Here is a 20,945-nt window from a genome sequence, read left to right on the forward strand (position 1 = left end):
CTCCAGAAACGAACACCATGACCAAGGACTCCGCGACCCCGGGCACCGGGCGACCGCGGATCCTGCTGCTGGACGGGCACTCGCTGGCGTACCGGGCGTTCTACGCGCTCCCGGTGGAGAACTTCTCCACCACCACCGGTCAGCACACCAACGCGGTGTACGGGTTCACCTCGATGCTGATCAACATGCTCCGCGACGAGCAGCCCACCCACATCTGCGTCGCGTTCGACGTGTCCCGCAAGACCTTCCGCTCCGAGCAGTACACGGAGTACAAGGCCGGCCGGTCGAAGTCGCCGGACGAGTTCAAGGGGCAGATCTCGCTGGTCAAGGAGGTGCTGGAGGCGCTCCGGATCCCGACCACGGAGATCGACGGGTGGGAGGCCGACGACATCCTCGCGACGCTCGCCACGCAGGCCGACGAGCAGGGCTTCGAGGTGCTGATCAGCAGCGGCGACCGGGACTCGTTCCAGCTGATCAACGAGAACATCACCGTGCTGTACCCGAAGCGCGGCGTCTCCGAGATCGCCCGGATGGACCCGGCCGCGATCGAGGAGAAGTACGGCGTCGGACCCCGGATGTACTCCGACCTCGCCGCGCTGGTGGGCGAGCAGAGCGACAACCTGCCCGGCGTCCCGGGCGTCGGCCCGAAGACCGCCGCGAAGTGGCTGAACCAGTTCGGTTCGCTGAACGACCTGATCGACCGGGTGAACGAGATCAAGGGCAAGGCCGGTGAGTCGCTGCGCGAGCACCTCGCCGACGTGATCCGGAACCGGCAGATCAACGAGCTGGTCCGCGACCTGACCCTCGACGTGTCGGTCGACGACCTGGCCCGGGTCGCCTGGGACCGGGACAAGGTGCACACGCTGTTCGACAGCCTGGAGTTCCGGGTGCTGCGCGAGCGGCTGGTGGCCGAGCACGAGGAGGTCGACGCGACCGTCGACCACGGCTTCGACCTGGACGGCGTGCAGCTGAAGCCGGGCGAGCTGGCGGCCTGGCTGAAGGAGCATGTCAGCGGCGGCGACCGGGTCGGCGTCGCCGTCCAGGGCAGCTGGGGCGGCGGGACCGGGCAGATCACCGGGCTCGCGCTGGCGAACCCCACCGGCGCGGCGGCCTGGTTCGACCCGGAGGTCCTGACCCCGGACGACGAGGAGGCCTGGAAGGTCTGGCTCGCCGACCCGGCCCTGCCGAAGGCGCTGCACGACGTGAACGGCCCGCTGCTCGGGTTCCTCGAGCGTGGCTGGACGCTGGGCGGGCTGAGCTCCGACACGCAGCTGAGCGCGTACCTCGTCCGCCCGGACCAGCGCGCGTACGACCTCGCCGACCTGACCGTGCGGTACCTCAAGCGCGAGCTGCGCAACGAGGAGGCCGACAACGGGCAGCTGAGCTTCGACGACGTCGAGGGCGGCCCGGCGGCGGACCACACGATGCTGCGCGCCCGGGCGATCGCGGACCTCGCGGACACGCTCGACGCCGAGCTCGAGAAGCAGGCCGGTACGGCGCTGCTCGCGGACGTCGAGCTGCCACTGATCCAGGTGATCGCGGCGATGGAGCGGGACGGGATCGCGGTCGACCGGCCGTACCTGGAGCAGCTCGAGGAGCGGTTCGCGACCGGCGTGCGGGAGGCGGCGACGTCGGCGTACGAGGTGATCGGCAAGGAGATCAACCTCGGGTCGCCGAAGCAGCTGCAGGTGGTGCTGTTCGACGAGCTGCAGATGCCGAAGACCAAGCGCACCAAGACCGGGTACACCACGGACGCGGACTCGCTGCAGGCGCTGTTCGAGAAGACCGAGCACCCGTTCCTGGCGTACCTGCTGGCGCATCGGGACGCGACCCGGTTGCGGCAGACCGTCGAGGGTCTGTTGAAGACGATCAGCCCGCGCGACGGCCGGATCCACACGACGTTCAACCAGACGATCGCGGCGACCGGCCGGCTCAGCTCCACCGAGCCGAACCTGCAGAACATCCCGATCCGCACCGAGGAGGGCCGCCGGATCCGGCAGGCGTTCGTGGTGGGCGAGGGCAACGAGTCGCTGATGTCGGCGGACTACAGCCAGATCGAGATGCGGATCATGGCGCACGTGTCGCAGGACCAGGGCCTGATCGACGCGTTCAACTCCGGGATGGACTTCCACTCGGTGACCGCGTCCCGGGTGTTCTCGGTCGAGCCCGGTGACGTCACGCAGGAGCAGCGCGCGAAGATCAAGGCGATGAACTACGGCCTCGCCTACGGGTTGTCGGCGTACGGGCTGAGCCAGCAGCTGAAGATCGGCGTCGACGAGGCCAAGGGCCTGATGGACGAGTACTTCGAGGGCTTCGGCGGGGTCCGGGACTACCTGCGGTCGATCGTGATCGACGCCGGCAAGACCGGGTACACCGAGACCATCCTGGGCCGCCGGCGCTACCTGCCGGACCTGACCAGCGACAACCGCCAGCGCCGCGAGATGGCCGAGCGGATGGCGCTGAACGCCCCGATCCAGGGCTCGGCCGCGGACGTCATCAAGATGGCGATGCTCAAGGTCGACGCGTCCCTGCGCGCCTCGGGCCTGAAGTCCCGGATGCTCCTCCAGGTCCACGACGAACTCGTCTTCGAGATCGCCCCGGGCGAACGCGAAGCCCTCGAAGAACTGGTCCGGCACGACATGGGCCACGCCGTCGACATGGCCGTCCCGCTGGACGTCTCAGTCGGCATCGGCCGCACCTGGCACGAGGCCGCGCACTGACCCGATGGAAGCGAACCGGCCGTTCCGCTGGGACCTGATCCGGCCGGACAACCTCGGCTCGCTGCTGGACGACGTACAGAGCTGGGAGCCGTTCTTCCTCGACGACCTGGTCCGCTGCGCCGCGCGGGTGCTGGGGCAGAGCGGCGACGGCGTGCTGTACTTCGTCGGGCGGTCGGTGGACAGTCTGTTCGACCTGCTGAGCGGGGCGCTGGCGGACACGGAGTGGAGTTCGCGGCTGCGTCCGCTGCCGTTGTCGTTGTTCCAGCGGGACGGGCGGGCGTTCACCGACGACGAGCTCCGGCAGCTGCGGACCAACCTGGCTGCGGACGGTCTCGCGCCGGCCGAGCTGATGCGTGGGCGCCCGAGCGTGTTCGTCGACCTGGTGCACGAGGGCTCGACGTTCGAGAACCTGTACGGCGTACTGCGCCGCTGGGTCGCCGACGAGCATGCCCAGTGGGACGTGATTCGCCGGCAGTTGCGGTTCGTCGGGATCACGGCCCGGACGAAGACCAGCCCGAACACCTGGCGCTGGCAGCAGCACGCCGGGTTCGCGGCGGAGCTGCCGGCGTCGGCGATCCGGAACGTGTCCCTGGACGCGCGGCTCTGGTCGTACTTCGGCGACTACCAGTACAAGACCGCCGCCTCGTTCCGCCGGACCCGCTGGGCCGACCCGGAGGTGGCCGACCCGCGGCGAGACGAGAAGACGCGGATGGCGCTGGCCGAGGCGGTCACGCTGGTCGCGGCGGCACGGACGCCGAAGGTACGCCGGCAGCTCGCGGAGTTGCTGACCCGCGAGCCGGCGATCGGCGAGCGGTGGCTGCGCGACCTGCAGCTCAGTCTGCGGCGGTGATGTAGACCGGCTGGTCCGTGGGGGAGAGGGCTCGCTGGATGCGGAGGTGTTCGCGGGCGGTGAGCTCGGCGGGGAGGGCGGTGAGGGGCCACCAGGCGACGGCCGTGGACTCGTCGTCGTTGACTCGGGGCTCGCCGGCGAGGGGCCGGCAGCTGAAGCAGAGGTCGAGGAACTGGACCCGGTCGCCGTTGGGGTAGGCGGCCGGGGGTATGGCCTCGATGCTGAGCAGGCGGTCGACCTGTGCCTCGACCGCGGTCTCCTCCTGGATCTCACGGACCACCGCGACGGCCGGCTCCTCGCCCGGCTCCAGGATCCCGCCGATCAGGCTCCAGCGGCCGTTGTCGGCGCGCTGGACCAGTAGCACCTCGCCGTCGTCGTTGAGCACCACCGCGCTCAGCCCGGTCAGCCAGAGCAGGTCGTGCCCGATCTTCTCGCGCAGGTCGAGGATGAACTTCGGTGTCGGCATGCCCCGACCCTAACCGGTTCGTTGACGCAAGAAAGGCAGGTGCGGAACGGCAAGCAGTAAACGCTTACACGCAAGATGCTGACAGTGATCAGTCGATCCCGTTCAGTGCTCGGCGACCTCTTCCGTCAACTCGCTTTCTATGTCATTCTCCCGGGCAAGATCCGAGATCCTATTGGATATTTCGTCTTTTGTTCCGACCCAGCCGCCTTGGAGGAACCATGTCGAACGATCACGCACGCCCGGGAGTCAGCCGCCGGTCACTGCTGTCCGGCGCCCTCGGACTCACCGCGGCGACCGCCGCCGGCGGCCTGCTCAGCGCCTGCAGCGGCGGTGGCAACGCAGGCAGTGCGGTCGCGGGCGCGGGTGAGGTGGTCCCGAGCGTCACGCTCGGCCCGAAGCTCGCCACGGTGCAGTACCCGGAGGGGTACGTCGGCCCGGTGGCCCGCGCGCTGAAGCCGCTCACCAGCGAGAAGGTGACGTTCAAGATCGTCGTACCGCAGGACGTGACGATCGGGGACTGGAAGACCAATGCCTTCACCAAGTGGCTGGAACAGAAGACGAACGTCCACATCGAGTGGAACCAGATCGGCGGGACCGACGACGACATCATGACCAAGGTGAACGCGATGATCGCGGCCGGCGACATCCCGGACGCGTTCATGGGCGTGAAGTTCACCCGCTCGCAGCTGTTCCTGTACGGCCAGCAGGGCCTGTTCACCGACGTCGGCCAGCACATCGGCGGGTACGCGCTGAACCTGCAGCAGGCGATGAAGGACTACCCGGACACCCGCAAGCTGGTGCAGGCGCCGGACAAGAAGATCTACTCGTTCCCGAGCATCAACGACTGCTACCACTGCCGGGCCAGCAACGGCCGGACGTTCCTGAACACCGACTGGCTGCAGCAGGTCGGCCTGGACGTCCCGAAGACCACCGACGAGTTCCGCGAGGTACTGCGGGCGTTCAAGAAGGCCGACCTCGGCGGCAACGGCAAGACGATCCCGTTCGCGGGCTACAAGGACGCGGCGCTGGACTCGTACTTCATGAACGCGTTCCTCTACAACCCGGGTGACCCGTGGCTGGTCGTCAACGACGGCAAGGCCGACGTCACGTTCGACAAGGACGAGTGGCGCGAGGGCCTCAAGTACCTGCACGGCCTGTACGGCGAGGGGCTGATCAACAAGGACGTGTTCACCGCCGACCAGGACCAGATGGACCGCTACGGGAACTCCCCGGGCAAACCGATCATCGGCGGCGCGCGGTCGTACTACTGGGGCGGCTTCGTCGACATCGACCAGAAGGACCCGAACGCGCGCTGGCGCAAGTACCAGGCGATCCCGCCGCTCGAAGGCCCGAACAAGGTCCGGTACGCCGCCTGGAACTACCTCGGCGTCGGCGTCGACGTGGCCAAGCTGGTGATCACCAAGAAGTGCGCGAAGCCGGAGCTGATGGTGATGTGGGCGGACGCGCAGATGGAGCTCGAGGCGATCCTGCGCGGGTACGGCGGCCCGAAGTTCGCATGGGCGAAGAAGGGCGAGCTGGGGATCAACGGCAAGCAGGCGATCTACGGGTTCGACGCGACCTGGAACACCGGCAAGAACCTGAGCTGGAGCCAGGACAACGCGATGTACCGGTCCCAGGACTTCCGGCTCGGCGAGAAGGTGAACCCGAAGGACCTGACGTTCGAGCAGCCGCTGTACCAGCAGACCGTCGACAGCTACTTCCCGTACAAGCAGCCGCAGGAGATGCAGTTCCCGCCGGTCACGCTCGACCAGGACCAGGCGGCGCAGGAGGCCGAGCTGAAGACCAACCTGAAGAACGAGGTGTCGCAGTCGCTGTCCCGGTTCGTGACCGGCCAGCTCGACCCGAACGACGACGGCGCGTGGAACGACTACAAGGACCGGGTCGCCAAGATCGGCGTGAAGCCGTACCTCGACCTGCAGCAGGCCGCCTACGAGACGTACAACTCATGAGCGCTACCGCTACCCAGGACACCCGTTCGGACAAGATCGTCTCGGCCTGCATCTACTCGGCGCTCGGGCTGTTCTGTGTCGCAGTCCTCTACCCGATCGTCTACGTCGTCAGCGCGTCGGTCAGCAACACCAAGAGGGTCGCCGCGGGTGAGGTCTGGCTGTGGCCGGTCGGCTTCACGCTGGACGCGTACAAGGCGGTGTTCGACTACAAGTCGATCGTCAGCGGCTTCGGCAACTCCGTGTACTACGCGGTCGTCGGGGCCGTGGTGGCGACGGTCCTCACGCTGCTCGCGGCGTACCCGCTGTCCAGGAAGGGCCTGCCGGGCAAAGGCCTGATCATGGCGGCGTTCGTGTTCACGATGATGTTCAGCGGCGGGCTGATCCCGACGTACCTGGTGGTCGACAAGCTCGGGCTGCTGAACACCCGGTGGGCGATCATCCTGCCGGCCGCGCTCGCGGTCTGGAACGTGATCATCACCCGGACGTACTTCATGGTGACGATCCCCGAGGAGCTGGTGGAGGCCGGCAAGGTCGACGGCTGCAGCGACTTCGGGTTCTTCTGGCGGATCGTGCTGCCGCTGAGCAAGCCGATCATCGCGGTGAACCTGCTGTTCTACGCGGTCGCGCAGTGGAACTCGTTCTTCAACGCGCTGATCTACCTCACCAACGAGCACCTGTTCCCGCTGCAGGTGATCCTCCGGCAGATCCTGATCCAGTCGAGGATCGACCCGTCGCAGATGCCGGACACCAGCAAGCTGATCCAGCTGAAGGAACTGCAGCAGCAGCTGAAGTACTCGCTGATCGTGATCGGGATGATCCCGCCGCTGCTGGTCTACCCGTTCGTCCAGAAGCACTTCGTCAAGGGGGCCATGATCGGCTCCCTGAAGGGATGAGCGCATGACGACGCTGAATGCCGAACGAGCGGCGGCCACCCACAAGCGGGAACGGGCCGCGAAGTCGTCGGTCGGACTCGGGCTGCGGATCCGGCGGAACTGGCAGCTGTACGCGATGCTCGCCGTACCGCTGATCTGGCTGGCGGTCTTCGCCTACTGGCCGATGTACGGCGTGATCATCGCGTTCAAGGACTACAACGTGGTGTCCGGGATCTGGGGCAGCCCGTGGGCCGGGTTCAAGTACTTCGAGCGGTTCGTGGAGTCGTACCAGTTCTGGCGGCTGATCCGGAACACGGTGTTCCTGCACGTGTACGAGCTTCTCGCGACGTTCCCGTTGCCGATCGTCCTCGCGCTCTGCCTGAACACGGTCCGGCGGAAGTGGTTCAGCCGGTCGGCGCAGCTGATCACGTACGCGCCGCACTTCATCTCGACCGTGGTCGTCGTCGGCCTGCTGGTCGTCCTTACCAACCCGAACACCGGCGTCGCGAACCAGCTGCTCGGGCTGTTCGGGATCGGACCGGTCGACCTGATGGGCGATTCCGGACTGTTCCGGCACCTGTACGTGTGGTCCGGGGCGTGGCAGACGATGGGGTTCTCGGCGATCATCTACCTCGCGGCGCTGACCAGCGTGCCGCCGGAGCTGCACGAGGCGGCGATCGTCGACGGGGCGTCCCGGCTGCGGCGGATGTGGCACATCGACCTGCCGGCGATTGTGCCGGTGGCGGTGATCCTGCTGATCCTGGACATCGGCCGGATCCTGTCGGTCGGGTTCGAGAAGGTGCTGCTGATGCAGAACAACCTGAACCTGGACGTGGCCGAGGTGATCGACACGTACGTGTACAAGATCGGTCTGGCGTCGGCGGTGCCGCAGTTCAGCTACGCGACCGCGATCGGGCTCTTCCGATCGGTCATCGGTCTCGTGTTGCTGGTGCTGGCGAACACCTTCGCCCGGCGGTTCGCCAAGTCCAGTCTCTGGTGAGCTAGGTCGATTGGCGATGCAGCCCGGTGGCGAGAGCGCCGGACAGGAGGAGCGCGCAGGTGCTGGTCATGCCGGCCAGCACCTTCACGCCGGTCAGGCCGGCGGCCGTGCCGGTGCCCAGGACGATCCCGGCGGCGACCGCGAGTACGACGAGGCCGAGCCAGATCGCCAGCGCGGCGCGCTTCTCCTGCTGCGCGATCGCGGCGTACACGACGAGCTGCAGTACGGCGTACGCGGAACCGGCGACGGCGAACAGCCAGGTGTACGGGCCGAGCGGGGCGTACTTCTCCTTGCCGCCGATCACCTCGACCACGATCCCGGGCAGGATCAGCGTCCCGGCGACCGCGCATGCCCCGAGGCCGGCGACCGCGAAGATCGCCCGCCGGAGCCGGACCGTGTCGCCGGGGGAGTTCGCCAGCGACGGGAACACCAGCACGATCACGAACTGCGGGAGGAACAGGCAGGCCTTCGCGATGATCAGCCCGGCCGCGTAATACCCGCTGTCCTTCGTGTCGAGCAGCGCGCGGGCGAACAGGATGTCGGCGTTCGCGAGCGCGAAGAACGCGAGCAGGGTGTGCGTGCCGTGCACGGTCTCCCGCAGTACCTGCTTGACCTGTTCGCCGGTCGAGCCGGTCGACCGCCGCAGGAAGTACTGCCCGAGCACCGCGGGTACGGCGGCGCCGACGGCGAGGCCGGCCATCGCCCAGTCGAGCGACGGGTGCACGAGCAGCGCGCCGCCGCCGAGCACCAGCCGGCCGATGCCTGCCGACGTGTAGACGGCGGCGAGCTCGGTCCAGCGGTGGCTGCCCTGGAGGATGCCGAGCTGCGAACCCATCAGCGTGAGGCCGCCGAGCGTCGGTGCGAGCAGCAGGATCGCGACGACCGAGTCGACGTGCAGCAGCCACATGAACACCGGTGTCAGCACCAGGCAGAGCACGGTGAGGCCGGCGGCGGACCGGCGACCCGCCCGCAGGATCGCGTCGGCCAGCGTCGCCGCGCCGTCGCCGGAGTGCGTGGCGAGCTGCCGGGCGGCGGTGGCCTGCAGACCGAGCGATGCGACGTTGCCGATGAGCAACAGCCCGAGCAGCGCGGTGATCGCGCCGAACTGGTCCTGCTCCAGGCGCCGGGACCCGATCAGCGTGAAGCCGTACGCCGCCACGTTCATGATCGCCATGGCGACCGCGACGACCGTGGCACTGCGCAGGAAGCTCTTGCGGGGAGCCTGCGGTTGCGGCGCCGGGGTGGTGCCAGAAGTCATGCGTGCTGCCTCGGCTCGGTTGGTGCTGATGTGAGATTTGCCGGACCTCACGGTACGGCAACGATGCCACTGCGGAGCCGCCGGATCCGTTAATGTCCGGCCGGTGAGGAGGCTGACAGCAGGGAGTTCGGAGCAGGTGGTCTGGCGGGCACGGCTCGTTCTGGGCTGCCTGGCGCTGATCGCCCTCTGTTTCCAGCATGCTCCCGGCCTGGTCGTCCCGGACCGCAAGCTCGAGCTGACCGCCGGACCGGGCGGCTTTCTGTCGCGGGCCATGCATCTCTGGGACCCGCACACCGCCTTCGGCCAACTGCAGAGCGATGCGTACGGCTACCTGCTGCCGATGGGGCCGTTCCACTGGTTGCTGGACGCGCTGTCGGTGCCGGACTGGATCATCCAGCGCCTCTGGTGGTCGCTGGTGCTGTGCGTCGCCTTCCTCGGTATCTGGAAGCTGTGCAACGTCCTGCAGTACGGCGTGCCGTGGACGCGCTTCGCCGTCGGCCTGCTGTACGCGTTGGTGCCACGGGCGTTCGGTGAGCTCCCCATCGAGGTATGGCCGATGGCCATGGCCCCATGGGTGCTGCTGCCACTCGTCTCACCACGTATCCGCTCCGGCTGGTGGCGGGCCAGTTGGTCAGCCGTCGCCTTCGCACTGATAGGTGGCGCCAGCCCGGCCGGTAGCGCAGCTGTCCTCGTCTTACCCGCGGTGTGGTTGGTACTGCGAGCACGGGTGAAGCTCACGCTCGTCTGGCTCGGCTTCGTCGTGGCCGCGTCGATCTGGTGGCTCGTACCGCTCCTGATGCTCATCCGGTACGGCGCTGCGCCGCCAGGCCCGCGTTGGTTGCCCGTGGCGGGTGCTGTCGTCGGCCTGCCGCTAGCACTCGCGGCAGCGCACTACCTGCCGCGGCTGACCACCCTGTCCGTGTCGCGCGGCATCAACCGTCGCGTGGTACCCGTCCTGGTCACCAGTCTCGCCGCGGCCGCTGCGCTGCCGGTGGTCCTGGTGCAGCCCGCCGGCGCGTTCGCCGCGATCCCGAAGCACTGGGAGCAGGCGGCGGACTGGCTCGACGGCCAGTCCGCACCGGGCAGTGTGCTCGTCCTGTCGGCCTCCAACGAGCCCTTGGCCGCCCTGGTGAAGCGACCGATGGCTGCGCTCACCGATGACCTGTGGAGCCGCGTGGACTCCGGTGTCGGCGACCAGACCCTGCGGCAGGAGCTGAACCGGGACGGTGTCCGCTACGTTGTCGTGCGCAACGATCTGGCGGACGGTACGCCGGCGCTCGCGATCCACGAGAGCCTGGCCGACGCCGGGCTCGGGCGGGTCGCGTACTTCGGTCCCGCCGGCGAGACCCGGTTGCCGTACCCGAGCGTGGAGATCTACGACGTCGGCGCCACCACACCGGGCCGGCTGATCCCGCAGTCCCGGCTGGTCGCGGTCGACGGCAGCGCGGACGACGTACCGACGGTGGTGACCGCGCTCGGCGGTGAAGGTGGCGCCGTGCTGCGGGCGGACGCGAGCGGCAAGGTCGACGGACTGCCGCTGGTCGAGACCGACGGCCGGGCGGCCGACGAGGAGCCGAGTGCCGTCGTACTGCGGAACAAGCAGATCGGGCGCTCCGCCTGTCTGCACCTGGGAGCGCGGGCGCTGTGCGGCCCGGAGCAGGCGAGGAACTCCGCCGAGCCGAACGGGCTGTCACGGGCGATCCGCATCCCGCGGGCCGCGTCGTACGAGTTGCGCGGGACTGCGCTGGCGAAGGACGGCGAGACGCTCGAGCAGCTGCTCACCGTGCCGGGCGCGATCACCGCGACCGCGTCGTCGCGGGGGATCGCCGCGCCCGAGGGCCGGCCGGGCGCGGTGGTTGATCGCTCCACCGGCACGGGGTGGCTGGCCGCCTCGGACGACCCGACGCCGAGCCTCACGCTGACGTTGCCGACCGCGCGGGACGTCCACGGGCTGCGGTTCCAGGCGGACGCGTACCTTAACGGGTCGCGGCCCGCCGCGGTCACGCTGCACTTCGACAACAGCACGCCGGTGAGTGCGACCGTCGACGCCGGCGGGTACGTCCGGTTCGCGACCCGGCACACGCGGAACGTCAAGATCGACTTCACCGCGACCAAGCCCCTGCAGGACGCCCGCACCAGTCCGGTCGGCGTCTCCGAAATCCAGGTGCTCGGCGCCGACGACCTGCGCAAGGCGGTCGACCCGAAGCGACAGGTTCCGGCGTACTGCGGTAACGGGCCGGCTGTCCGCGTGGACGGCGTACCGATGCGGACACAGGTCGCGGCCACGATGCAGCAGCTGCTCCTGCGGCAGCCGGTGCCGTTCAGCCTGTGCGGCACGCTGCCCGCGGTCCCGCTGCGGTCCGGGCAGCACCAGGTGGAGGTGCAGTCCAACGGCGGCCTGGTTCCGATCGAGACCACACTGGCGAAGGCCGGGCTCGGTGACGTGAAGGCCCAGCCGATCCAGGGCGTGGACGTGTGGCGGCCGAACCCCACGGAGCTCACCGTTGAGGTGCCTGGCGCGGACCAGCAGTCGGTGCTGGTGGTGGCGCAGAACTACAACGAGGGCTGGGAGGCGTACGACGGGAGCGGCCAGAAGCTGACGCCGATCCGCATCGGCGGCTGGCAACAGGGCTGGCTGCTACCGGCCGGGCAGGAACAGGTCGTCACGGCACGGTTCATGCCGGACAGGACCTACAGGGCCGCGTTGCTGCTCGGGCTGGTCGCGTTGCTCTCCGTCTTGGCCGTAGGCGTCTTCCTTCCAAGGGGACGTTGGAGCAGGCGGTAGCTGACTGCCGCGAGCACTACCGCGGTCAGCAATGTCACCGGAAGCTGTACGACGAACGGTCCGTGCAGGAGCCCTAGTACGACGAACTGGTACACAACGACGCCGTACGAGAGGTGTGCGGCTATCTGTGCGCGTCGACCGCCAAGAACGCGGACCGTCGTGGCGCTTGGTGTCAGGACCGGGAAGAGGACACAAGCGACGACCACCGTGTACAGCAGGCTCTTGATCAGCGCCTGGGCCGGTGTGGGCGTCGAGTGGTCGTACGGGCCAGCAATCGGGGTGGCGGCGATGAGCAGGAGCGCTGCGGCGATGCCCCAGAGCGTGCCGGGGACCCTGGTCAGTGTGTCGAGCGTGGACGGGCCGAGGCGCCCGGTGGCGCGGGCCACCTGCCAGAGCGCCATACCCATGCCGACGGCGTACCAGCCGAGGTAACCGGGCAGCCAGAGGCCTGCGTCCGGGTGGTCGGTGGCTGTCACCGCGGCCATCCAGACCGGTCCCACGACGGTCAGGGCGACCAGGACGAGGAGCCGCCAGCGCACACTGCGCCGGGTGGGACGTTCGTACCCGGTCAGCAGCCGGCCGAGGCCAGGGAGGAGCAGGTAGAACAGGAACGGCGTGAACGCGGCCCAGCGCAGGTAAGTCGTCGCGGGGTGCGGAACGAACGCTATAGAGAGCAGTACTGCAACAAGCAGCGCCGGGAGGATGCGTAGGGCGCGGCTGCGGAGGTACGGCAGCGTCAGCGGAGGCAGCGTGCCCGAAAACCACGCCAGTACGTGCGGGCGGTACAAGAGGAAGCCGGACAGCGCGCAGAAGATCGCCCAGCCCACGTCCAGCCGCGACACCACGCCGGCGAACGGTGCGTGCGTCTGCAGGCCGACCTGGGAGCTGACGACCGCGAGCGCGGCGATCACCCGCAGGCCGTCGACTGCCGGGAAACGGGTGTCTTTCATGGTTTGTGCGCCGTCCAGATCGCGGTCCCCGGGACGAGCGGGCCGCGGATCGGGCCCCAGCCGCCCCAGATCAGTTCGTGCCCGGCCGGCCATTCCGGTTCGAGCAGGTCGTCGACGACGAAGCCCGTGCTGGTGAGCGCGCGGATCCAGTCGCCGGTGGTGCGGTGGTGCTCGGCGTACACCGGCGTACCGGCGTCGTCGACCTCGACGTACGGCGTGCGGTCGAAGTACGAGTGGGTGATGCGCAGCCCGGCCTCCGACGGGTCGTCCGGCATCGTCCAGCGGAACGGGTGCGTCACCGAGAACACGAGCAGCCCGCCCGGGCGCAGTACCCGGGCGATCTCGCGGAACGCCGTACCGGCGTCGGCGACGAACGGGAGCGCGCCGAAGGCCGAGCAGACGATGTCGAACGCGGCGTCGCGGTAGGGGAGTGCGACAGCGTCCGCGGCGACCGTACGGACCGCGGTGCCGGTGCGCTCGTCCAGCGTCTTCGCGATCCGCAACTGCTCGACCGAGATGTCGAACGCCGCCACGTCCGCGCCCTGCGTCACCAGCCAGCGCGCGCACTGCGCCGCGCCGCAACCGACCTCCAGCACCCGCCGCCCGCGCACCGCCCCGAGCAGCCGCGCGTCCGCCTCGTCGACCCCTTCCGGAGACCAGACGAACCGGTCCTCGCCGAGGAACTCGCCGTGCTCCGCCAGATACTCCTCGGCGACCTCGTTCCAGTAGGCACGGCTGGCCCGCGACGTCTGCGCTTCCGTCAGCTCAACCCGTACCGGCTCGTTCACGCTGCACACTCTAGTGTTGGCTGCATGATCGACTTCTCAGCCAGTGCCGTTCCCTTGGCCGGTGGGTACGGCGGGCAGACGTTCGCGGTGAGTGCGGGTGGTGAGGACGCGGTCATCAAGTTCTACGCGAAGGACCCGGGGCGGGCTGCCGTGGATGCCGCGCTGCTGGAGCTGGTCCGCGGGCTGTTGCCGGTTCCCCGGGTGCTGGACCTCAAGCGTGACGGGTCGTACGAGGAGCCGCCGTACCTGCTGACGGAGCGGCTACCCGGAGTGAACCTGCAGGTGTTCCTCGAGACGGCGGACGAGGCGCAGCGACGTACTGTCGGGACGCAGCTGGGGGAGTTGCTCGCGCGGCTGAGCGGGATGCCGTTCCTGCGGCCCGGGATGTTCCGCGACGACGAGCTCGGGGTCGAGCCGTTCGGGCTGGGTGACCTGACCGAGTACGTCGCGGGGCTGCGGCTCGGCCTCGGCGACGGGTTCGCGACGGTGATCGACGAGGCGGAGGAGCTGCTGGGCGGTGGTGTGGACCGGTTCTGCCTGGTGCACAGCGACTTCAACCCGAAGAACCTGCTGGTCGACCCGGAATCCGCGCGGATCACCGGCCTGATCGACTGGGAGTTCGCGCACGTGGGCTCGCCGTACGCCGACCTCGGCAACCTGCTGCGCTTCTCGGAGGACACGGTGCTGGCGGGCGCCGTACTGAACGAGCTCCGGTGGCTCGGCGGGCCGCTCGTGGACCTGGGCCGGGCGGCCGATCTGTGGGCGCTGCTGGACCTCGCCGCGCGGGCCGCCGAGCACGAGATCGCGGCCCGCGCGCACCGGCTCGTCTCCCGGATGGCGGACACGGGCACGCTCGCGGGCGGCCGGCCCGACCTGGACGTCGTACATTGAGATCAGTGGCACGTCGGGAACACCTCGGCGGGCGGCCGGTGATGCCGGGTGCCCCAGGTTGTGCTGTCCGAGTCAAGACCGGTATTCTGTCAGATGCGCTATGGGCCCGCGCGACCTCGGACGGAGCAGGCTCGTGACTCGCAGCAGCTCGGTGGTGAATCTGTCGTCTTCTGGCAATCCCGCGGTTTGATGCGATCCAAGGACCATGGCGCAACCGCACGACACCACCAGTCCACGGAGCAACCCACCACATGACGGCCAGCATCGAGGCTCCCCTCGACCCCGCAGTTCGCACCACCCCGCAGGTAGCGGTCAATGACATCGGGTCGGAGGAAGACTTCCTCGCGGCGATCGATCAGACCATCAAGTACTTCAACGACGGCGACATCGTCGAGGGCACCATCGTCAAGGTCGACCGGGACGAGGTCCTGCTCGACATCGGTTACAAGACCGAAGGCGTGATCCCCTCCCGCGAGCTGTCGATCAAGCACGACGTCGACCCGAACGAGGTCGTCAACGTCGGCGACCACGTCGAGGCCCTGGTTCTCCAGAAGGAGGACAAGGAAGGCCGCCTGATCCTCTCGAAGAAGCGCGCCCAGTACGAGAAGGCCTGGGGCACGATCGAGAAGATCAAGGAAGAGGACGGCGTCGTCACCGGTACCGTCATCGAGGTCGTCAAGGGTGGTCTCATCCTGGACATCGGCCTCCGCGGCTTCCTCCCGGCCTCGCTCGTCGAGATGCGCCGGGTCCGCGACCTCCAGCCGTACGTCGGCCAGGAGATCGAGGCGAAGATCATCGAGCTGGACAAGAACCGCAACAACGTGGTCCTGTCCCGCCGGGCGTGGCTGGAGCAGACGCAGTCCGAGGTGCGGATGAACTTCCTCACCCAGCTGCAGAAGGGCCAGATCCGCAAGGGTGTCGTCTCCTCGATCGTCAACTTCGGTGCGTTCGTGGACCTCGGCGGCGTCGACGGTCTGGTGCACGTCTCGGAGCTGTCCTGGAAGCACATCGACCACCCGACCGAGGTCGTCGAGGTCGGCCAGGAGGTCACCGTCGAGGTGCTGGACGTCGACATGGACCGCGAGCGCGTCTCGCTGTCGCTGAAGGCGACCCAGGAAGACCCGTGGCAGCAGTTCGCCCGGACCCACCAGATGGGCCAGATCGTGCCCGGCAAGGTCACCAAGCTGGTTCCGTTCGGTGCGTTCGTCCGCGTGGAGGAGGGCATCGAGGGTCTGGTGCACATCTCCGAGCTGGCCGAGCGGCACGTCGAGATCCCGGAGCAGGTCGTCCAGGTCAACGACGACGTCATGGTCAAGATCATCGACATCGACCTGGAGCGGCGCCGGATCTCGCTGTCGCTCAAGCAGGCCAACGAGGGTGTCGACCCGGTCTCGGACGACTTCGACCCGACGCTCTACGGCATGACGGCGACGTACGACGACCAGGGCAACTACATCTACCCGGAGGGCTTCGACCCGGAGACCGGCGAGTGGCTCGAGGGCTTCGACGCGCAGCGTGAGGAGTGGGAGCGGCAGTACGCCGAGGCCCACACGCGCTGGGAGGCCCACAAGAAGCAGATCGAGGAGGCCAAGTCGGCCGACGTGGAGGCCGGCGAGGCTTCGACGTACTCCTCGGCTGCTGCCCCGAAGGACGACGCCCCCGTCGAGGGTGCGCTCGCTTCCGACGAGGCGCTGCAGGCACTTCGCGAGAAGCTGACCGGCCAGGGCTGATCTCTTCAGCTGTAGCCTTCGAGGCCCCCGCATCCACCCGGATGCGGGGGCCTCGTGCGTTCAGTCGTAAGGCCGGCGGATCCGGGGCTTGCCGAGGCCGTTGCCCCATTGGCCGCGGCCCTCGCCCCTCATCCGTAGCTTGAGCTCGAGGACCTGCGCGCGGGCGGCGCTCGCCGAGAAGAAGCCGATCCGGTACGGCTCGTTCGGCGCGCCCGCCTCCCACGCCGGTACGTCGTGCTCGCCGTACCGGACCGTCCGTACCGGCGGGTCCTCGCCGGCCTGGACGCGGGCCGCGTCCTGCGCGCAGGCGGGCACGCGGCGGGTGGGGCCGGCGCTCGGCGTCCACACCACGTCGACGGCCGCCGGTCCGTGCTGCGGGTTGAAGAAACACGGCGTACGGCGTTCCGGGAGCGGCTCGCCCGCGACCCGGGCGCGGACGCACGCGAGCGCGTACCGCCCGTCGGTCAGCGTGTCGACGACCGCGCTGATCGCTTCGAACGAGTTGAGCCGGTCCACCAACCGCTCGGCGGTCTCGTACGCGTCCAGCGCGGCCTGGAAGTCGTGTCGCGCCTCCGCATCCAGGGGAGCATCTTCCCCGAGCCGGGTCAGCTCCTCCCCGAAGCGGACGACATCCTCCTCGGCCATCACCCGGACGTGCCGCAACTCCTCCGCACGCCGCCGCTGCCACCACCCCATAAGCAATCGTAGGCACCTGGATAGGGTGCTGGCGTGCTGAGAGTGGGACTGACCGGCGGGATCGGGTCCGGGAAGAGTGCGGTGTCGGCGCGGCTGGCTGCTCGTGGGGCCGTCGTGATCGACTCCGACGTCCTGGCGCGGGAGGTCGTCGCGCGCGGGACCGACGGGCTGGCCGAGGTGATCGCGGCGTTCGGGGACGGCGTACTGACGGCCGGCGGTGACCTGGACCGGCCGGCGCTAGGGAAGATCGTGTTCGGCGACGAGCCGGCCCGGCGGCGGCTCGAGGCGATCATCCACCCGCGGGTCCGGGCCCGCTCCGCCGAGATCGAGGCGGCCGCGGCGAAGGACGCGATCGTCGTACACGACATCCCGCTGCTGGTGGAGACCGGTCAGGCGGACCGGTTCGACCTGGTGCTGGTGGTCGACGTACCGGTCGAGGTCCAGGTCGAACGGCTCACCGCGCAGCGCGGGATGGCCGCCGCGGAGGCCGGGCAGCGGATCGCCAGCCAGGCGTCCCGCGCCGACCGGCTGGCGGTCGCCGACGTCGTGGTCGACAACTCCGGGAGCCTCGGCGACCTGGATCGGCGCCTGGACGAGGTGTGGGCAACATTCGAGCACCGTCTAAGGCACGGTCCGGACACGAAAAGGTGACCCCTGCGCGGGAAATGATGCTTCCGGGACCCCCTGTACGAGAATCTGTCCCGGTCCGGCCCGAACCGTTCGGGGCCGGGCACGGCCGGCGCGTCCCGCGCTAGGCCGGACGTCCGAGGTTGGGAGGATGGCGTGGTTTGTCCGCGCTGCAGCTCTGACGTCCCCGATGTGTCGAACTTCTGCCATCACTGTGGCAACGACATGCGCACCGGGGACTCGAAGCGGAAGAACGCGTACGCCGCCAGGCCCGACGAGCCGGTGGCGTCATTCAAACTCGTCTCGACGATCATGCCGCAGGGGTCCGGCAAACAGCCGTACACCTACAAGGTCGCGCTCGGCATCGCCCTGCTGCTGACCGTGGTGACCGCCGCGCTCGGCGCGCTGCCGGTCGCGATCATGATCGCTGCCTTCGCGATCCCGATCGTCTACATCATCTACTTGTACGACGTGAACCTCTGGGAGGACGAGCCGATCCCGGTCGTCGCGGCGGCCTTCGTGCTGACCGGGCTGCTGGCCTGGCTGTTCACCTGGATCTGGTCGGACAAGATCGGGCTGTCGCTCGACTCGATCGGCGGCAACAGCAGCGGCCCGTCGCTGCGCGACCTGCTGATCCTGCTCCTGCTGGTACCGGTGGTGTCCGAGCTGATCCGTCAGATCGGCCCGCTCTACCTGGCCTCCCGGCCGCGGTACGACGACCTGATGGACGGGTTCACGTTCGGCGTCGTCGCCGGTGTCGGCTACGCCTGCTTCGAGACGCTCGTCCTGCACTGGGGCTGGATCAACGGCGGCTTCGCCGGTCCGGGCAGCAGCGCCGGGACGTGGATCTCGATCGTCCTGCTGCACGGCTTCATCAAGCCGCTCGTGTACGGCTCGGCGACCGGTCTCGCGGGGGCGGAGTTCTCCGGCCTCGGCGAGGGGTACGACGGCTTCACGCCGCGCTGGGTCGGCGGCCTGCTGCAGGCGATGGCGGTGAACGCGCTGTTCCAGGGCGGCGTCTACCTGCTCGGCTTCGTCGGCGGCCGCGGCTCCACGATCGGCGCGGTCCTCGGCATCGTCTGGGGCCTCTTGCTGCTCGCGGCGCTGATCATCCGGGTCCGGACCGTGCTGCACACGGGCCTGATGGAGGCGGCGCTGGAGTCGGCCGCGCGCGGTGGTTCGAACCACGCGTCCGGTGAGCTGGCGTTCTGCTCGCGCTGCGAGATGCCGCTGCTCCCGCAGTCCGACTTCTGCTCCGCCTGTGGCAACTCGGTGCGTTCGGTACCGAAGTCCGCCCGTGGGGTGACCGCACCGACCGCTGCGACGAGTGGAGAGACGCAGGCATGAGCAACCAGCAGCAGCCGCCGTACGGCGGTCAGCCGGGACAGCAGCCTGGTTACGGACAACAGCCTCCCCAGCAGCAGCCTCCTCAGCAGCAGCCTCCCCAGCAGCCGGGTCAGCAGCAGCCTGGCTACGGTCAGCCTCAGCAGCCCGGGCAGCAGCAGCCGGGGCAGTATCAGCAGCAGCCCGGGGAGCAGCAGCCCGGGTACGGCGGTCAGTACCCGCAGCAGGGTCAGCAGCCGGGGCAGCAGACGTTCCCGGGGCAGCCTGGCCAGCAGCAGTACCAGCAGCCGCAGCAGGGGTACCCCGGCCAGCAGCAGTACCAGCAGCAGGGCTTCCCGGGTCAGCAGCAGCAGTACGGCGGCCAGCAGTGGGGCGGCCAGCAGCCGCCGCGCCGTGGCGGCAACAGCAAGACCCTGCTGATCGCCGGCGGTGCGTTCGCCCTGGTCGCGATCATCGGCGTGATCCTCGCCCTCGTCTTCAAGGGCGGCGACGACCAGGCCGACCCGACGCCGACCACGTCGACGTCCGCGCCGACGGCCAACCCGACCGACGGCCCGACGGGTGAGCCGACCGCGAACCCGACCGGCGAGCCCACGGCCGAGCCGACCGCTAACCCGACGACCCAGCCGAGCACCGGCAGCGACGAGGGCATCGCGGTTGCCGAGGGCATCTACGTGAAGCCGCAGCCGGGCTACGTCCGGCAGAGCCTCGACGGCTACCAGGGTGTGTTCCTGGTCAACAAGGGCGAGGGTCTGTTCATGGTCGCGGCGGCGAAGACCGCCGAGTCCAGCCAGTCGATCCTGTCCCAGGTGGTCAAGGCCAACACCAAGTCGCTGTCCTCGGTGCAGACCAAGCAGGTCAAGACCGTGACACCGGGTCCGGACGACAAGACCCCGGTGAAGGTCCTGATGTCGCAGGCCTACTCCGGGGTCACGACCTCGCAGAGCGGCAGCTTCGCGGTGGTCGGGTTCGTCGCGGTGATCGAACGCAACGACGGCGTGATCACGGTCGCGCAGGCGTACGGGCGCAAGGACAAGCTCGCCACCCTCGACCCGGACTCGACGGCGATGCTGAAGTCGGTGATCCAGAGTCAGTGAGCGGAAAGCGCGACAAGGGTCCCGCCGGTAACCCTTGGGTCAACCAGCCGGGACCGGACGAGGTCCAGGGCGACGAGCCGGAGGATCAGCTCCCGCCGTCGCCCTGGAACCTCGAGGTGCAGCCGCCCCCGTCACCGTGGGGCGGCTCTGCCGCGCCCGGACCCGACGGACCGTCGACGCAGACCTCGTCGTCCTGGGGCGACAAGGTGGGCCCGCCGTCGCTGCGCCGCCCGCCGCCGCAGAAGAAGAAGGGCTTCCAGCTGCCGCACGTCCCGCCGCTGCTGATCCCGATCGGCGCCGGCCTGCTCGTGGTGGCGATCGTCGCGGTCGTCCTGGTGGCGCTGTCCGGCGGTGACAAGAAGGCCGGCCCGGACAACCCGCCGAGTACGCCGGTGAGTACGCCGGCCGCGCCGAAGTCGTCGTACCAGCCGCCGTCGAACGCGATACCGGTCGGCTTCGGCGTCTCCGTCGTACCGGCCCAGGGCTGGACGCTGTACACCAAGGAGAAGGCCGGCAAGGAGCTCGCCGTCTACCCGCCGAACGACACCGCGAACGCGCGGGCGTTCTTCTGGGTCCGGCAGAAGCGCGACGTCACCGCGAACGCGTACCTGCTCGGCATCGTCGAGGGGGAGACCGAGAACGAGGTCGCCCAGCTCGGCAGCGTACGGAACCTGCCGTGCCCCAAGGACGTCTTGGTGGAGTGCGTTGCGATCGACTACACGTCCACCTTCACCAGCAACGGTGCCGAGGCCAGGATCAAGGGCTCGGTCGAGGTGTACCGGCGCAAGGACGGTGTGGTCACGGCGCTGGACTTCCGGACCAACGCCGACTTCGCCCCGAAGGCCGAGGCGGACGCCGCGACCATGAAGAAGTCCGTGATCGACAGCCTCTGATCAGCAGT

The 20,945-nt window shown here is 69.0% G+C and carries 17 protein-coding genes; 12 read left to right on the forward strand and 5 right to left on the reverse strand.

What is annotated here, in order from left to right; translation table 11 throughout:
- Positions 1-17: 17 nt before the first annotated feature.
- Together polA and ACFV9C_RS21130 are read left to right on the forward strand one after the other, a co-directional pair.
- Positions 18-2,720: a DNA polymerase I gene (gene polA / locus ACFV9C_RS21125; protein ID WP_380196251.1), complete on the forward strand. Its 2,703-nt coding sequence runs from the start codon at positions 18-20 to the stop codon at positions 2,718-2,720.
- A gap of 4 nt (positions 2,721-2,724) precedes the next feature.
- Positions 2,725-3,570: a hypothetical protein gene (locus ACFV9C_RS21130; protein WP_380195905.1), complete on the forward strand. Its 846-nt coding sequence runs from the start codon at positions 2,725-2,727 to the stop codon at positions 3,568-3,570.
- On the opposite strand, the gene ACFV9C_RS21135 is transcribed toward ACFV9C_RS21130, so the two are convergent.
- Positions 3,554-4,036 carry an NUDIX domain-containing protein gene (locus tag ACFV9C_RS21135; RefSeq protein ID WP_380195907.1) on the reverse strand — a complete coding sequence of 161 codons (483 nt, stop codon included), beginning with the start codon at positions 4,034-4,036 and terminating at the stop codon, positions 3,554-3,556. The two genes, ACFV9C_RS21130 and ACFV9C_RS21135, sit on opposite strands and share 17 nt — an antisense overlap.
- A 218-nt stretch (positions 4,037-4,254) precedes the next feature.
- On the opposite strand from ACFV9C_RS21135, the gene ACFV9C_RS21140 reads away from it, so the two are divergent.
- From ACFV9C_RS21140 to ACFV9C_RS21150, 3 genes are read left to right on the forward strand one after another with little or no spacing between them, the layout of a single operon-like run.
- Positions 4,255-6,006: a hypothetical protein gene (locus tag ACFV9C_RS21140; protein WP_380195908.1), complete on the forward strand. Its 1,752-nt coding sequence runs from the start codon at positions 4,255-4,257 to the stop codon at positions 6,004-6,006.
- Complete coding sequence (locus ACFV9C_RS21145) at positions 6,003-6,899, forward strand: carbohydrate ABC transporter permease (RefSeq protein ID WP_380195910.1); 897 nt, start codon at positions 6,003-6,005, stop codon at positions 6,897-6,899. Before ACFV9C_RS21140 ends, ACFV9C_RS21145 begins: the two co-directional genes overlap by 4 nt.
- A gap of 4 nt (positions 6,900-6,903) precedes the next feature.
- Positions 6,904-7,878, forward strand: coding sequence for an ABC transporter permease (locus tag ACFV9C_RS21150; RefSeq protein ID WP_380195912.1), 975 nt, complete (start codon positions 6,904-6,906; stop codon positions 7,876-7,878).
- A 1-nt stretch (position 7,879) separates the two neighbouring features.
- Here ACFV9C_RS21150 and ACFV9C_RS21155 read toward each other — a convergent pair whose 3' ends face one another.
- Positions 7,880-9,136, reverse strand: a complete 1,257-nt coding sequence (locus tag ACFV9C_RS21155) for a polysaccharide biosynthesis protein (RefSeq protein ID WP_380195913.1) — start codon at positions 9,134-9,136, stop codon at positions 7,880-7,882.
- A 103-nt stretch (positions 9,137-9,239) separates the two neighbouring features.
- Here ACFV9C_RS21155 and ACFV9C_RS21160 point away from each other — a divergent pair, with 103 nt between their 5' ends.
- Positions 9,240-11,921, forward strand: coding sequence for an alpha-(1->3)-arabinofuranosyltransferase family protein (locus ACFV9C_RS21160; protein WP_380195915.1), 2,682 nt, complete (start codon positions 9,240-9,242; stop codon positions 11,919-11,921).
- Here ACFV9C_RS21160 and ACFV9C_RS21165 read toward each other — a convergent pair.
- Both ACFV9C_RS21165 and ACFV9C_RS21170 read right to left on the reverse strand, forming a co-directional pair.
- Entirely contained in the window at positions 11,828-12,871 is a 1,044-nt protein-coding gene (locus tag ACFV9C_RS21165) for an acyltransferase family protein (protein ID WP_380195917.1), read from the reverse strand. The genes ACFV9C_RS21160 and ACFV9C_RS21165 overlap by 94 nt on opposite strands.
- Positions 12,868-13,659: a class I SAM-dependent methyltransferase gene (locus ACFV9C_RS21170; protein WP_380195919.1), complete on the reverse strand. Its 792-nt coding sequence runs from the start codon at positions 13,657-13,659 to the stop codon at positions 12,868-12,870. The genes ACFV9C_RS21165 and ACFV9C_RS21170 overlap by 4 nt, the downstream gene beginning before the upstream one ends.
- A gap of 24 nt (positions 13,660-13,683) precedes the next feature.
- Here ACFV9C_RS21170 and ACFV9C_RS21175 point away from each other — a divergent pair, with 24 nt between their 5' ends.
- Positions 13,684-14,550 (forward strand): phosphotransferase family protein, encoded by an 867-nt coding sequence (locus ACFV9C_RS21175; RefSeq protein WP_380195921.1) that lies wholly within the window; start codon positions 13,684-13,686, stop codon positions 14,548-14,550.
- Between the two features lie 251 nt (positions 14,551-14,801).
- Positions 14,802-16,280: a 30S ribosomal protein S1 gene (rpsA, locus tag ACFV9C_RS21180; protein ID WP_380195922.1), complete on the forward strand. Its 1,479-nt coding sequence runs from the start codon at positions 14,802-14,804 to the stop codon at positions 16,278-16,280.
- A 60-nt stretch (positions 16,281-16,340) separates the two neighbouring features.
- Here rpsA and ACFV9C_RS21185 read toward each other — a convergent pair whose 3' ends face one another.
- Positions 16,341-16,976: a hypothetical protein gene (locus ACFV9C_RS21185; protein WP_380195924.1), complete on the reverse strand. Its 636-nt coding sequence runs from the start codon at positions 16,974-16,976 to the stop codon at positions 16,341-16,343.
- Between the two features lie 33 nt (positions 16,977-17,009).
- Between ACFV9C_RS21185 and coaE the strand changes: the two genes are divergently transcribed.
- The 4 genes from coaE to ACFV9C_RS21205 all read left to right on the forward strand — a co-directional run bounded on the left by coaE (position 17,010) and on the right by ACFV9C_RS21205 (position 20,937).
- Positions 17,010-17,627, forward strand: coding sequence for a dephospho-CoA kinase (gene coaE, locus ACFV9C_RS21190; protein WP_380195925.1), 618 nt, complete (start codon positions 17,010-17,012; stop codon positions 17,625-17,627).
- A gap of 201 nt (positions 17,628-17,828) precedes the next feature.
- A complete protein-coding gene (locus tag ACFV9C_RS21195) occupies positions 17,829-18,950 on the forward strand; it encodes a PrsW family glutamic-type intramembrane protease (protein ID WP_380195926.1) in 1,122 nt (373 codons plus the stop codon).
- Positions 18,947-20,044 carry a PT domain-containing protein gene (locus ACFV9C_RS21200; RefSeq protein ID WP_380195928.1) on the forward strand — a complete coding sequence of 366 codons (1,098 nt, stop codon included), beginning with the start codon at positions 18,947-18,949 and terminating at the stop codon, positions 20,042-20,044. The genes ACFV9C_RS21195 and ACFV9C_RS21200 overlap by 4 nt, the downstream gene beginning before the upstream one ends.
- Positions 20,041-20,937, forward strand: coding sequence for a hypothetical protein (locus ACFV9C_RS21205; protein ID WP_380195930.1), 897 nt, complete (start codon positions 20,041-20,043; stop codon positions 20,935-20,937). The genes ACFV9C_RS21200 and ACFV9C_RS21205 overlap by 4 nt, the downstream gene beginning before the upstream one ends.
- Positions 20,938-20,945 lie beyond the last annotated feature (8 nt).

The organism is Kribbella sp. NPDC059898 (assembly GCF_042730855.1).
Taxonomy (GTDB): domain Bacteria; phylum Actinomycetota; class Actinomycetes; order Propionibacteriales; family Kribbellaceae; genus Kribbella.